Source organism: Actinoplanes sp. SE50/110, assembly GCF_900119315.1.
Lineage (GTDB): Bacteria > Actinomycetota > Actinomycetes > Mycobacteriales > Micromonosporaceae > Actinoplanes.
This window is the reverse complement of the sequence record NZ_LT827010.1, coordinates 8199417-8212747: the sequence shown is the minus strand read 5'-3', so window position 1 is coordinate 8212747 and position 13331 is coordinate 8199417. Positions and strand designations below refer to the sequence as shown.

At 72.4% G+C, this 13331-nt stretch carries 9 protein-coding genes and 1 pseudogene; 6 read left to right on the top strand and 4 right to left on the bottom strand.

Annotated features, from left to right (window positions below; all coding sequences use genetic code 11):
• Nucleotides 1-72: 72 nt before the first annotated feature.
• Both ACSP50_RS36560 and mce read right to left on the bottom strand, forming a co-directional pair.
• Nucleotides 73-1368 (bottom strand): hypothetical protein, encoded by a 1296-nt coding sequence (locus tag ACSP50_RS36560; RefSeq protein ID WP_014694361.1) that lies wholly within the window; start codon nt 1366-1368, stop codon nt 73-75.
• Between the two features lie 250 nt (nt 1369-1618).
• A complete protein-coding gene (gene mce / locus ACSP50_RS36555) occupies nt 1619-2131 on the bottom strand; it encodes a methylmalonyl-CoA epimerase (protein ID WP_014694360.1) in 513 nt (170 codons plus the stop codon).
• Between the two features lie 120 nt (nt 2132-2251).
• On the opposite strand from mce, the gene ACSP50_RS36550 reads away from it, so the two are divergent.
• Nucleotides 2252-3394 (top strand): acetyl-CoA C-acetyltransferase, encoded by a 1143-nt coding sequence (locus tag ACSP50_RS36550; RefSeq protein ID WP_052311815.1) that lies wholly within the window; start codon nt 2252-2254, stop codon nt 3392-3394.
• Nucleotides 3391-4344: a methylmalonyl Co-A mutase-associated GTPase MeaB gene (meaB, locus tag ACSP50_RS36545; RefSeq protein ID WP_014694358.1), complete on the top strand. Its 954-nt coding sequence runs from the start codon at nt 3391-3393 to the stop codon at nt 4342-4344. Before ACSP50_RS36550 ends, meaB begins: the two co-directional genes overlap by 4 nt.
• Here the strand turns inward: meaB and ACSP50_RS36540 are convergent.
• On the bottom strand, nt 4341-4925 hold the full coding sequence (locus tag ACSP50_RS36540; RefSeq protein ID WP_014694357.1) for a PadR family transcriptional regulator: 585 nt from the start codon (nt 4923-4925) through the stop codon (nt 4341-4343). The two genes, meaB and ACSP50_RS36540, sit on opposite strands and share 4 nt — an antisense overlap.
• A gap of 56 nt (nt 4926-4981) precedes the next feature.
• Here ACSP50_RS36540 and ACSP50_RS36535 point away from each other — a divergent pair, with 56 nt between their 5' ends.
• The 4 genes and pseudogenes from ACSP50_RS36535 to ACSP50_RS36520 all read left to right on the top strand — a co-directional run.
• Nucleotides 4982-6169 carry an NAD(P)/FAD-dependent oxidoreductase gene (locus ACSP50_RS36535; protein ID WP_043512884.1) on the top strand — a complete coding sequence of 396 codons (1188 nt, stop codon included), beginning with the start codon at nt 4982-4984 and terminating at the stop codon, nt 6167-6169.
• A gap of 33 nt (nt 6170-6202) precedes the next feature.
• Nucleotides 6203-7876 carry a methylmalonyl-CoA mutase gene (locus tag ACSP50_RS36530; RefSeq protein WP_014694355.1) on the top strand — a complete coding sequence of 558 codons (1674 nt, stop codon included), beginning with the start codon at nt 6203-6205 and terminating at the stop codon, nt 7874-7876.
• A 106-nt stretch (nt 7877-7982) separates the two neighbouring features.
• Nucleotides 7983-8921 (top strand): tetratricopeptide repeat protein, encoded by a 939-nt coding sequence (locus tag ACSP50_RS36525; RefSeq protein ID WP_014694354.1) that lies wholly within the window; start codon nt 7983-7985, stop codon nt 8919-8921.
• Between the two features lie 34 nt (nt 8922-8955).
• Nucleotides 8956-9859: pseudogene (locus ACSP50_RS36520) on the top strand (arginase family protein); the annotation flags it as partial.
• 1408 nt (nt 9860-11267) lie between these two features.
• Here the strand turns inward: ACSP50_RS36520 and ACSP50_RS36515 are convergent.
• Complete coding sequence (locus tag ACSP50_RS36515; RefSeq protein ID WP_014694352.1) at nt 11268-13172, bottom strand: penicillin-binding transpeptidase domain-containing protein; 1905 nt, start codon at nt 13170-13172, stop codon at nt 11268-11270.
• Between the last annotated feature and the right edge of the window lie 159 nt (nt 13173-13331).

Sequence of the window (13331 nt, the reverse complement as noted above, 5' to 3'; positions counted from 1 at the left end):
GTACGGCCTGAGTCACACAAAGCCGACCCGAACAACCGTCGCGCACCCGGGAGGAGAGCGCAACCGCAGGGGTCAGGAGTTGGTCTTGGCGGGCTCCGCCTCGGCCTCCTCGGCCGGCTCGGCCGGTTCCGCCTCGGCGGCCGGCTCGGCGGCCTTCTGAACGGCGGCGGCGACCGCGGCCGGGGCCGCACCCACGCCGGGAACCAGGCCGGACAGACCGGACAGCATCTGGCCCAGCTGGTTGGTGACCGCGTCCTTCTGCCGGGTCAGGTCCTCGACCTCGCGGCGGGCCGCCTGGGTGGTCAGCTCGGCCTCGGTGCGGGCCTCGCTGAGCAGGCGGGTGGACTCGGAACGGGCCTCGGAGACGGTCTTGTCGGCGAGGGCGCGGGCCTTCTCCACCGCCTCGGCGGCGGTGCGCTCACTCTCGATGCGGCGGCTCTCGGCGCGCTGCTCGATCTCCTTGGCGCGGTCCTCGGCGGCGCGGGCCCGCTCCTCGGCCTCGGACACCATCTTCTGCGTGGCGGCGACCTGGGCGGCGTGCCGCTGCGACTCCTCGGACTCGGCCTTCTCCCGGCGCTCGGCGATCTCCAGCGCCAGGGCCTGCAGGTCCTTGTCGCGCTTGTCGCGGGCGTCGGCGAGCATCTTGGTGGCCTCGGCGCGTTTCTCCTCGGCCTCCCGGCCGGCCTTGGCCCGGGCCTGGGTGATCTCCCGCTCGGCGGTGGCGCGCAGCGAGGAGACCTCGCGCTCGACCGTCGACTTGAGCTCGGCCACCTCGTGCGCGGTGACCGTGCGCAGCTGCTTGGTCTCCCGGTCGGCGTCGGAGCGCAGCGTGTCGGCCTCGCGACGGGCCTGCACCCGGGTCTCGGCGGCCTCGCGCTCGGCGTGCGTGCGGACCTGGCCGGCCTCACGCTCGGCGGTCGCCTTCATCGCGGCGGCCTCGGCGCGGGCCTTGTCGGTGATCTCCCGGGCCTCGAGGCGCGCGGCGGAGAGGATGCCCTCACTCTCCCGCTTGGCCTCGCCGCGGTGGTCGTTGGCCTGCTCCTCGGCGAGCCGGAGAATCTGCTCGACCCGGGTGCCCAGCCCGGAGAGCGTCGGCCGGTTGTTCTCCTCCAGCAGTTTGTTGCTGTCGGCGAGTTTCTGCTCCAGCACGTTGAGCCGCTGCTCGGCCTGGCGGAGCCGGCGCTGGGCGTCGTTCATCCGCTGTTCGGCCTCACCGCGGGCCTGCTCGGACTGGTTCAGCGCGGCGAGCAGCCGGCCGATGTGTCCGTCGACCTGGTGACGGTCGTAACCACGCAGGACGACCGTGAAGTCGTGCTGGGTGTTCGCGGTCTCGAAGAAGGCCAGGTTCTGATCCTGCTGCTGGGGCATTGCGCCATCCTGGCGAGAAGGGGGCCGAGTTGCAAGGGCGGGGTGACTCTCAGACCCCAATGTAGATCAGCTTTGACCTGGAACGCAGACGGGTGCCGGGCCGTTCGGGGGACGACCGTCACTCACCCGGCCCGTCCGGCGTGGTCCCGTCGCTACCTGCTGAGTCGGGGCTTCGGGGGCGCAGCGTCCCGCTGAGGGGTCGGTCGGCCCTGCTCAATGGCACCGATCCTGCCAGCCGGCCGGTCCGCCGTCAGGCTGAATCACCCGGTCGGCGTACCGGCCCGGCCGGCTCGACCAGCTCGACCAGCACCCCGCCGGCGTCCTTGGGGTGCACGAAGTTGATCCTCGATCCGGCCGTGCCGCGTTTCGGGGTGTCGTAGAGCAGCCGCATGCCGCGGGCCCGCAGAGCGTCCGCGGCGGCCTCCACGTCGGCCACCGTGTAGGCGAGTTGTTGCAGGCCGGGGCCGCTGCGGTCGAGGAACTTGGCGATCGCCGAGTCGGGCCGGGCCGGGGCGAGCAGCTGGATCCGCGGGCCCGCGCCGTCGCCGACGGCGAGCATCGCCTCCCGGACACCCTGTTCGTCATTGGTCTCTTGATGCACACACCGCAAACCGAACTTTTCCCCATAGAAGCGGATGGCCTCGTCCAGGTCGGGCACCGCGATGCCGACATGGTCGATCCGGAGGAGGCCGATCCCCGGCAGGTCGTCGCCGGCGAGTGTGAGATTCTCGCGCCGACCGGTACTCGATGTGTCGTCAGTCATGCCATTAGTCTCGGACCTGACTCTTCGTTAAGCCGGCCGGGGTGTCCACCGCACCCGGCCGCCGCAGATCGGACGTGACCCGTGACCAGCTCTGTGATCGTCAGTGGCGCCCGCACCCCGATGGGGCGGCTGCTGGGCAACCTCAAGCACCTCCCCGCCACCGCGCTGGGTGCGCACGCCATCGCCGCCGCCCTGGCCCGCGGCGGCGTCGCCCCCGACCAGGTGCAGTACGTCATCATGGGCCAGGTGCTGCAGGCCGGCGCCGGCCAGATCCCGGCCCGCCAGGCGGCCGTCGCGGCCGGCATCCCGATGTCCACCCCGGCGCTCACCATCAACAAGGTCTGCCTCTCCGGGCTCGACGCGATCGCGCTGGCCGACCAGCTGATCCGGGCCGGCGAGTGCGAGATCGTGGTGGCCGGTGGCATGGAGTCGATGACCAACGCGCCGCACCTGCTGATGGACCAGCGCAAGGGGACCAAGTTCGGCGACACCACGGTCCGTGACCACATGGCGCTCGACGGCCTGACCGACCCGTGGGCCGGGGTGTCGATGGGCGAGTCCACCGAGGTGGCCGGCGGCACGCTGAACATCAGCCGGGCCGAGCAGGACGCGTTCGCCGCGCTCAGCCACCAGCGGGCGGCCGCCGCGCAGCGCGAGGGCCGGTTCGCCGAGGAGATCGAGCCGCTGCCCTCCGGTGACCGTCGGGCGCCCGGCCCGATCGACACCGACGAGGGGGTGCGCCCGGACACCACCGCCGAGGGCCTGGCCAAGCTGCGCCCGGCGTTCCGGCCGGACGGCACGATCACCGCGGCCACCTCGTCGCCGATCTCCGACGGCGCCGCCGCGGTCGTGGTGATGAGCCGGGCCAAGGCCGAGGAGCTGGGCCTGACCTGGCTCGCCGAGATCACCGCGCACGGCAACGTGGCCGGCCCGGACAGCTCGCTGCAGTCGCAGCCGGCCAACGCGATCAAGCACGCGCTGGGCAAGGCGAACCTGACCGTCGAGGACCTCGACCTGATCGAGATCAACGAGGCCTTCGCGCAGGTGGCGATCCAGTCGATGCGCGAGCTGAAGGTCGACGAGAGCAAGGTCAACGTCAACGGCGGGGCGATCGCTCTCGGTCACCCGATCGGGATGTCCGGCGCCCGCCTGGTCCTCACCCTGGCGCTGGAGCTCAAGCGCCGCGGCGGCGGCACCGGTGCGGCGTCGCTGTGCGGCGGCGGTGGCCAGGGCGACGCGCTGATCATCAAGGTTCCTGCATGAGCCGTACGCGTGATGTGCCCTCCCTGGTCGCCAAGGCCCGGGAGGGCGATCCGCGGTCGGTCGCCCGGCTGATCAGCCTGGTGGAGAACGGCGACCCGGCACTGCCCCAGGTCGCCGCCGCGATGGCGCCCTACGCCGGCCGTGCCCAGGTGGTCGGGCTCACCGGCGCCCCCGGCGTGGGCAAGTCGACCACCACCAACGAGCTGGTCCGCGCCCTGCGCGCGGCCGGTCGCCGGGTGGGTGTGCTGGCCGTGGACCCGTCCAGCCCGTTCACCGGGGGTGCGATCCTCGGCGACCGGGTGCGCATGCAGGAGCACACCGCGGACCGGGGCGTGTACATCCGCTCGATGTCCAGTCGCGGTCAGCTCGGCGGACTCTCCGCGGCCACCCCGCAGGCCGTCCGGGTCCTGGAGGGAGCCGGCTGCGACGTGGTGCTGGTCGAGACGGTCGGGGTGGGTCAGGCCGAGGTGGAGATCGCCTCGCTGGCCGACACCACGCTGGTGCTGCTCGCCCCGGGGATGGGCGACGCGATCCAGGCGGTCAAGGCCGGGGTGCTGGAGATCGCCGACGTCTTCGTGATCAACAAGGCGGACCGGCCGGGTGCGGACAACACGTACCGCGACATCCAGGGGATGCTGGCGCTCGGCGAGCGGACGGCCGGTGACTGGCGGCCGCAGGTGGTCCGCGCGGTCGCGGTCAAGGGCGAGGGTGTCGACGACGTGGTCGCCGCGATCGAGAAGCATCGCGCCTGGATGACCGAGAGCGGCGAGTTGCGGGCCCGCCAGGAGCGCCGGGCGGCGGCTGAGGTCGCGGCGCTGGCGCTGGGCACGCTGCGCGCCCGGATCGGCGATCTGCGCGACGGCACCGCGCTGCCCGCGCTGGCCGCCAGGGTGGCGGACGGCGCCATCGACCCGTACGCGGCCGCCGACGAACTCCTGAGCGGCCTCTAGGAACCGAACTGGGCCATGGTCGCCTGGATCATGGTCCAGTCCCAGGTCAGCGTGCCGTTCTCCAGGTCACGCACCACCGCGCGCAGCCAGTCCAGCTCGGCGCGCAGCAGGGCGGACCGGTATTCGTCCTCCAGCAGGAACAGGCGCGGCAGCCCGGGCGGTGCCTGGGCGTCGATTCCCGCGGCCCGCTCGGTGAGCGCCTCGATCCGGCGGTGCAGCAGCTCCCGGGTCTCCGCCGGGCTCAGCATGGCGAGGAACGCCAGGGCCACCGGGAACTCCGGGAACTCCCGGGCCGGCGCCGGCAGCATCTCCAGCAGCCAGCGGCGCAGCATGGCGCGTCCCTCGTCGGTGATCTCGTAGACCGTCCGCTCCGGCCGCCCGGCCTCGCGGACGGTCTCCCCGGCGCGCGCCAGGTTCTCCCGGACCAGCCGGTCGAGAGCCTGGTAGACGCTGTTGCGCTGGGCGACGTTGACGAGCTGGTCCTGCCCGCGCTCCTTGATCACCTGCTGCATCCGGTACGGGTGCATCGGCGCCTCCGACAGCAGCGCCAGCAGCAGCATCGCGGTGGGGGAGCGTTTCATGCCGATCACCCTACGGTCCCCTGGAGCGGCATAGTCATTTTATGTATAGTCATTACATGACTAAAAATGCTGCCGTGATCGGCGGGGGCGTGGCCGGCACCGCCGCGGCCATCGCCCTGCACAGCGCCGGGTTCGACCCGGTCCTCTACGAACGCACCGCGCAAGGCGTGGCCGACGAGCGCGGCGCGTTCCTCACCGTCGCGATCAACGGGCTCACCGCGCTGGCCGCGCTCGGCCTCGACCCGGCGAAAGTGCTGGACAAGGGCTTCCCCACGCCGGCCATGGAGCTGCTCGGCGCGTCCGGGCGGCCGCTCGCCAGGATGTCGCTGGGCGAGGGCACGCTCACCATCCGGCGCTCCGACCTCTCCGCGCGGCTGCGGGCCGAGGCCCAGGCCAGGGGCATCCCGGTGATCCACGGCGCGGCACTGACCCGGGCGGTCACCGGTGCGGACCGGGTCGAGGCGGAGTTCGCCGACGGTCGCCGGGTCACGGCGGAGCTTCTGGTGGGAGCGGATGGGCTGCGTTCGCGTACGCGGCAATCGCTTGATCCTTCCGCGCCGGAACCGCACTATCTCGGGCTGCTGAACGCCGGGGGTTTCACCGCCGGCCCGGTCGATCCGCGTCTGGCGCCGCCGCCCGGCCTGATGCGGATGGCCTTCGGCCGGCGGGCGTTCTTCGGCTGGGCGACCGCGCCCGACGGCTCGGTCTGGTGGTTCGCCAACCCGCCCAGCAAGCGGCCGATCGACGCCACCGCCGTCACGCCGGCATCGTGGCGGGCGCATCTGCTGGACCTCTTCGACGGCGACCCGTCGTCACCGGCCGCCGAGCTGATCCGGGCCAGCGACGAGATCGTCGGACCGTGGAACACCGAGGACATGGGCCCGATCCGGACCTGGCACGACGACCGGATCGTGCTGGTCGGCGACGCGGCGCACGCCCTCGCGCCGACCTCCGGGCAGGGCGCCTCGCAGGCCCTCGAGGACGCCGTCGTGCTGGGGCACGCGCTGCGGAGCAACCCCACGATCACCACCGGATTGCGGGCGTACGAGAGCAGCCGCCGTCCCCGGGTGGCGAAGGTCGCCGCGCACGGCCGCCGCGGCAACAGCAACAAGGTGATGGGGCCGGTCGGGGCGGCCATCCGGGACGCGATGCTGCCCACGATCTTCCGCCTGCTCAACCGGAAGGGCGACCCGCAGGCGTGGATCTTCGAGCACCGGCTGCCGCCGTTGCCGGTCAGGCCTTAGTAATCGTTCAGTTCTGGCTCTAGGATGGCTCGCATGGACGCAGCCGAGATCCAGGCCGGGCGCGAGCGCTGGCAGCGCCGCTACGACGCGGCCCGCAAACGCGACGCCGACTTCACCACGCTCTCCGGGAACCAGGTGGACCCGGTCTACGGCCCGCCGGCCGGAGCCACCCACCCCGGCTTCGAACGGATCGGCTGGCCGGGCGAGTTCCCGTACACGCGCGGCCTCTATCCGACCGGCTACCGCGGGCGGACCTGGACCATCCGGCAGTTCGCCGGCTTCGGCAACGCGCAGCAGACCAACGAGCGGTACAAGATGATCCTGGCCGCCGGCGGCGGCGGGCTCAGCGTGGCGTTCGACATGCCGACCCTGATGGGCCGCGACTCCGACGACGCGCACTCGCTCGGCGAGGTCGGCCACTGCGGGGTGGCGATCGACTCGGCGGCCGACATGGACGTGCTCTTCGACGGCATCCCGCTGCAGGACGTCACCACCAGCATGACGATCTCCGGCCCGGCCGTCCCGATCTTCGTGATGTACCTGGTGGCCGCCGAGCGGCAGGGCGCCGACCTGAGCAAACTCGACGGCACCCTGCAGACCGACATCTTCAAGGAGTACATCGCGCAGAAGGAGTGGCTCTTCGCCCCCGAGCCGCACCTGCGACTGATCGGCGACCTGATGGAGTACTGCGCGGCCGAGATCCCCAAGTACAAGCCGCTGTCGGTCAGCGGCTACCACATCCGGGAGGCCGGGGCGACCGCCGCGCAGGAGCTCGCCTACACCCTGGCCGACGGGTTCGGCTACGTCGAACTCGGCCTGTCCCGCGGGCTCGACGTCAACCAGTTCGCGCCCGGGCTCAGCTTCTTCTTCGACTCGCACCTCGACTTCTTCGAGGAGATCGCGAAATTCCGCGCCGCCCGCCGGATCTGGGCCCGGCACCTGCGCGACGAATACGGCGCCACCAGCGAGAAAGCACTGTGGCTCAAATTCCACACGCAGACCGCCGGGGTGTCGCTGACCGCCCAGCAGCCGGTCAACAACGTGGTCCGGACCGCGGTGGAGGCGCTCGCCGCGGTCCTCGGCGGCACCAACTCGCTGCACACCAACGCCCTCGACGAGACGCTGGCCCTGCCCACCGACGAATCCGCCGAGATCGCCCTGCGCACCCAGCAGGTGCTGATGGAGGAGACCGGGGTGGTCAACGTGGCCGACCCGCTCGGCGGATCGTGGTACGTGGAGGCGCTCACCGACCGGATCGAGGCCGAAGCCGAGGAGATCTTCCAACGGATCCGCGACCTCGGACACGACGGCAGCGTGACGGCGGGCATTCTGCGCGGCATCGAGGACGGCTGGTTCACGGCGCACATCGCCGAGGCGGCCTTCGCGTACCAGCAGGCCTTGGAGAAGAACGACAAGCGGATCGTCGGGGTCAACGTGCACACCGGCACCGTCGCCAAGGAGCTGGAGATTCTGCGGGTGTCCCACGAGGTCGAGGTGGAACAGCGGCGGGTGCTCGGCGACCGCAGACGCCAGCGGGACGCGGCGCGGGTCAAGGCCGCGTTGGACGAGCTGGTGGCGGTGTCCCGGACCGAGCAGAACATGATCCCGGCGATGCTGGAGGCGGCCCGGGCCGAGGCCACCCTCGGCGAGATCTGTGACGCCCTGCGGGACGAGTGGGGTGTCTACCGGGAGCCGGCCCGCTTCTAACATTCACGGCTTTTTCCCGGCGGTCCGTGGGTTGCTCTGTGACGTCCGATATCGCCCGCCCGGCGGCGGCGCGAACAGGCCGGACAGCGTGCGAGACTAGGTAACCATGAGCGACCCACGGACCACTCCGTCGATCTTCACCCGCGGCGCGGTCGATCTCAGCGCGCTGCGTACCCCGGCGCCGGCCAAGCCGGCCGCGCCGAGCCGATCCGCCGCCGCCGACGGCGCACCGGCCGGCGGCGTGCCGGGCACCCTGCCGGGCCTCGCCCCGGAAACGATCGTCGACGTCACCGAGGCCAACTTCCAGAGCACCGTGCTGGAGCGGTCGCTCACCGTCCCGGTCGTCCTCGACTTCTGGGCCGACTGGTGCGGGCCCTGCAAACAGCTCTCCCCGGTGCTGGAGAAACTCGCCGTCGAGGGCCAGGGCGCGTGGGTGCTCGGCAAGGTCGATGTGGACGCCAACCCGCGGCTCGCCCAGGCGTTCCGGGTGCAGGGCATCCCGATGGTGCTCGCCGTCATCCAGGGACAGCCCGTCGAAGGCTTCACCGGGGTGCTCCCCGAGATCCAGGTCAAGCAGTACATCGACGCGGTGCTCAAGGCCGCCGGGGTCAGCACCGGCGCGGCCGCGCCGGAGGACCCGCGGCTGGACGCCGCCGACGACGCGCTGATGGTCGGTGACCTCGACGCCGCCGAGGCGGCGTACCGGAAGATTCTCGCCGAGTCACCCGCCGACGCGGCCGCCGAGGCGGGCCTGGCGCAGGTCGAGCTCTACCGCCGGATCGGCGGCGCCGACGCCGAATCGGCGCTGGCCCGGGCCGCGGCCGCCCCCGACGACATCGAGGCGCAGCGGCTCGCCGCCGACATCGAGGTGCTCAGCGGGCAGGCCGACGAGGCATACGCGCGGCTCGTGGCTCTCGTCAAGAAGACCAGCGGAGAGGATCGTGACGTGGTGCGCAAGCATCTGCTGTCGCTGTTCGCCGTCGCCGGGCCGGACGACCCGGCGGTGGCGGGCGCGCGGCGGGCACTGGCCAGCGCGCTGTTCTAGCCACCGTCAGACGACACAAGCGGGGGAGGGCGTCGTGCGACGCATCGCCGTTCTGGACGCGCCGTCCAATCTCGGCCTGCGCCCGCCGACGCCCACATCGGTGCCGGGCTGCGCCAAGGCGCCCGGCGCCCTCCGCGACCAGGGGCTGCTGCCCCGGCTCGGCGCCCGCGACGCCGGCTGCCTCACCCCGCCCCGATACGACCCGGGTGACTGGCGTCCCGGCGACGGCGTCGCGCACGCCGCCGAAATCGCGGCATACTCGCGCGCCCTCGCCGACCGGATCGGCGCCATCATCGACGGCGGCGAGTTCCCGGTCGTGCTCGGCGGCGACTGCTCCATCCTGATCGGCTCCGGGCTGGCCATGCACCGGCTCGGGGAAGCCGTCGGCGGCCGGATCGGCCTCGTCTTCGTGGACGGTCACTCCGACTTCCGGCACCCCGGCAACGCGTCCTACGTGGGCGCCGCCGCCGGCGAGGACCTCGCCCTGGTCACCGGCCGCGGCCAGGCCAACCTGGCGGCGATCGAGAGCCGCCGCCCCTACTTCCGCGACATCGACGTGGTCGTCCTCGGCATCCGCGCCCAGGACGAATATCGCCTCGACCTGCAAGCCGCCGGCATCGTCACCCGCCCGGTCCCGATGCTGCGCGCCGAGGGCGCCGCCCGCAGCGCGCAGTGGGCCCGCGACCAGCTCGTGGACTGCGCGGGCTACTGGGTGCACGTCGACGTCGACGTGCTCGACCCGGCGGTGATGCCGGCGGTCGACGCACCGGACCCGGGCGGGATCGCCTTCCCCGAACTCGAACTGCTACTGACCGGGCTCGTCGAATCACCGCACTGCCTCGGCGTGGAGATCACCGTCTTCGACCCGGACTACGACCCGGACGGCCGCTACGCCGCGGAGATCACCTCAGCGGTGGTGAGCGGCCTGGCGCCGGTCCGCACGGTGACGCCGCGGCCCGACCTGATCGCCGCCCGCAAGGACCTGGCCAACCAGCCCGCCGCGGCGCCGGCCGCGCGGAATGAGTCGGCCCCTGCCGTCGGGTCGGCTGTGGGGGCTGGGGTCCGGGCGGAGTCGGCCTCTCCCGCTGAGGACGCCGCCGTCGTGGGGGCTCCCGCGTTTGCCGAGGCCGTCGAATCTGCTCCCGCCGCGGAGCTTGGCCCGGCTTCTGGGCGTGCCGCGCTTGCGGAGCCCGCCGGGCTTGCCGCGCTTGCGGAGCCCGCCGGGCTTGCCGCGCTTGCGGAGCCCGCCGGGGCTGCCGAGGCGGAGGCGTCGGTTATCGCGCCGTCGGTGGCTGAGCGGGCCTCCGATGGCTTTTTAGCCGAAATTTCGGACAGTGGTGCGGAGACCGGTGCGGAGCCTGAGCGGGCGGGAACCCCCGCTGAGGACCCCATCGATCGCGACCCAGCCGAATCGACCGGCGAGGAGCTGTCCGACGGCGACCCGGCCGCGCCGGTTGGTGGTGGGCTGTCCGACGGCGACCCGGCCGGGCCGGTTGGTGGTGGGCTGTCCGACGGCGACCCGGCCGGGCCGGTTGGTGGTGGGCTGTCCGATGAGGAGCCGGCTGCATCGGTAGATGTTGGGATGTCCAGCGACGATGCGGTCGCGCCGGTTGGTGGGCCTTCCGGTGACGATGCGGCGATACCGGTTGGCGAGGAGCTGCCCGGCGAGGAGCCGGCAGATGCGATCGGCGAGACGCTGTCCGACGAGGAGTTGAGCGAGCCGGGAGCTGCGTCCGAGTCCGAGTCCGAGTCCGAGTCTGAGCTTGAAAACGATAAGGACGGCCCGGTTTCGGTCGTTCCCGCGGCCGAAAAACCGGTGCGACCCGAGATCCCGCTGCTCTCCCGGCCGCTGGGCTCGGCGCCGCTGCTCGACTCGGAGCCGCTGCCGGCCACCAGGCCTGGCATGCTGCGCCCCCGCACCCCTGCCGACCCGCCCGCTGTCGGCGCCGCCGCCGTGCCGCGGCCGGGCTTCGGCCCAGCGATCCCGCCGGTCTACTGACGAGCGAGCCCCGTCACCGGCGGGGCTCGCCTGTTCCGGCGGGCTTGAGGTGGGCGGTGGTGAGTGGGCCGTCCCGGGTGGGGCCTGTCTTCGTATGGTGGTGAGCGAGCCGCACCGGTGGTGGTAAGCGAGCCGCACCGGTGGTGGTGAGCAAGCCGCCCGGGTAGTGGTGAGCGGGCCGCACCGGTGGGCGGGCAAGCCGCACCGGGTGGTGGTGGGCTTGCCGCCCGGGTAGTGGTGGGCAAGCCGCATCGGTGGGTGAGCGAGCCGCACCGGTCGGTGGGCAAGCCGCACCGGTGGTGGTGGGCTTGCCGCACCGGTGGTGGTGGGCTTGCCGTTCGCGGGGGTCACTTCGTCAGAGTGGTCAGGAACTGGTTGACGATGGGGACGGCGGCTTCGGCGCCGGCGCCGCCTTTCTGCACCATGACGGCGAAGGCGATGTCGTCCTGGTAGCCGATGAACCATGAGTGGGTCTCGTCGGAGCCGGTGGCGAATTCGGCGGTGCCGGTCTTGCCGTAGACCGGCTTGCCGGGGACGGCTTTGAGGGCGGTGCCGGTCCCGCCGGTGACGACCTCGCGCATCATCGAGCGCAGCGCGGGCAGCGCGGCCGGGTTCAGGGCGGCGGGGGCGGGCGCGGCCGGCGGGGCCGGGTCGAGGACCAGTTTGGGGGCCTGGAAGCCGCCCTTGGCCACCGCGGCGGTGGCGACCGCCATCGCGATCGGGCTGACCGCGGTGGTGCCCTGGCCGAACGTGGCGGCGGCCAGCTCGGTCGGGCTGGCCCCGTCGGACACCTTGCCGGTGAACGCGTCGACGCCGATGGTCCAGCCGCCGCCGAGGCCGAGCGCGGCGGCGGCCTGCTTCAGCCCGTCGGCGCCCAGCTGGCTGGACAGGCCGACGAACGCGGTGTTGCAGGACTTCGCGAAGTCGACGTGGAACGGCACCTTGCCGAGCGCCTCGTCGTGCGAGTTCTTGAACGTCTGCCCGTCGACGACCCGGGTCCTGGGGCATTCGACGACCGTGTCGGCGGTGACCTTCCCGGTGCTGAGCAACCCGTACGCCGAGATCATCTTGAAGGTCGAGCCGGGCGGCACCTGGCCGGTCAGCGCGGTGTCGACCCCGCCGGCGTCCGGCCCGTTGGCGACGGCGAGCACCGAGCCGTCGCTGATCCGCAGCGCCACCATCGAGCTGGGCAGTTTCTGCGCGCCGATCGCCCGGTCGGCCGCGTTCTGGGTGGCGGTGTCCAGGCTGACCCTGATGTCCTTGCCGTTCACCGGCGGGGCCGTGAAGATCGGCTTCTCCTGGACCGACGCGTCGGCCGCCTCGGCGGAGGCCACCACGGACAGGCCGGGGGTGCCGCGCAGCTGCTGGTCGTACCGGCCCTGCAGGCCGCCGTGCCCGACCTGGTCGCCGGCGGTCAACTCGCTCGGCCGGTTGTCCAGGTCGTCCTTGGTGGCCGGGTCGACCGTGCCGAGCAGGGCGCGGGCGAACACCCGGGTGGGTGCCAGCTGCCGGGTCTCCTCCCGGAACACGGTGCCGGGCAGGGGCCGCACCTGATCGCGGATCGTGTCGTAGTCGGGCCGGCGCAGGGTGACCAGGTCGAGGAAGGCGCCGGGGTCGGCCTTGGCGACCCGGTCCTTGAGGCCGGCCAGATCGACGTCGACCTTGATCTTCTTGAACGCGGCGGTGAGCGCCTTGGTCAGCGCCGGCAGATTCGTGATCTTCTCCGGGCTGACCCCGATGACCACCACCTTCTGCGGGCCGACCAGGGGCTTGCCGGCGGCGTCCAGGACGGTGCCGCGCTGGGCGGGCACCCGGTGCAGCCGGAATTTCTCGCCCTGGTCGAGCTGGGGCTGCAGCACGGCCGGCTCCCAGATCACCTGCCAGCCGTCGCCGCTGCGCCTGGTCATCCGGACGCTGGACCTGTACTCCCAGATGACGTTGCCGGGCAGAGTCCACTTCAGGTCGATCGGCGTGGTGGCGACGTCGCCGGACTCGGTCGGGTCGCCGGCCACCGAGACGGCCAGGGGCTGGTCCTTGAGGTCGCCGTAGGTGCTCTTGATCGCGGCGAGCACGTCGGCCGAGGCGATCTTTCCGCCGCCGGCCGTGACGAAGCCCACCTTGCCGAGGTCGCCGTTCTTCCAGCCGTTGACGAAGTCCACCACGGTGTCCTGTGGCTTGTCGCCCGAACACCCCGCTAAGCCGGCGGTGGCCAGCGTGAACAGGGCAGTCAATCCGACAGTGGCGCGGCGCATGAGGTTTCCCCCCGTGGGTACGTCTTGCTGGGCTGCTCGCACGGTAGTCCTCGAAGGCCCGCCGCGCCGCCCCGCATCGGGCGAAAGCTCGCATACCTGCCCACCTGTCGGGCTGGCACACCCGGGGTGTGAAGCTGTCGCGCCCCGTCGTTCTAGGCT

Bases quoted from the DNA above. Each gene is read 5' to 3' on its own strand.
- ACSP50_RS36560 (WP_014694361.1), bottom strand. From the start codon at position 1,368: ATGCCCCAGCAGCAGGATCAGAACCTGGCCTTCTTCGAGACCGCGAAC.
- mce (WP_014694360.1), bottom strand. From the start codon at position 2,131: ATGACTGACGACACATCGAGTACCGGTCGGCGCGAGAATCTCACACTC.
- ACSP50_RS36550 (WP_052311815.1), top strand. From the start codon at position 2,252: ATGGGGCGGCTGCTGGGCAACCTCAAGCACCTCCCCGCCACCGCGCTG.
- meaB (WP_014694358.1), top strand. From the start codon at position 3,391: ATGAGCCGTACGCGTGATGTGCCCTCCCTGGTCGCCAAGGCCCGGGAG.
- ACSP50_RS36540 (WP_014694357.1), bottom strand. From the start codon at position 4,925: ATGAAACGCTCCCCCACCGCGATGCTGCTGCTGGCGCTGCTGTCGGAG.
- ACSP50_RS36535 (WP_043512884.1), top strand. From the start codon at position 4,982: ATGACTAAAAATGCTGCCGTGATCGGCGGGGGCGTGGCCGGCACCGCC.
- ACSP50_RS36530 (WP_014694355.1), top strand. From the start codon at position 6,203: ATGGACGCAGCCGAGATCCAGGCCGGGCGCGAGCGCTGGCAGCGCCGC.
- ACSP50_RS36525 (WP_014694354.1), top strand. From the start codon at position 7,983: ATGAGCGACCCACGGACCACTCCGTCGATCTTCACCCGCGGCGCGGTC.
- ACSP50_RS36515 (WP_014694352.1), bottom strand. From the start codon at position 13,172: ATGCGCCGCGCCACTGTCGGATTGACTGCCCTGTTCACGCTGGCCACC.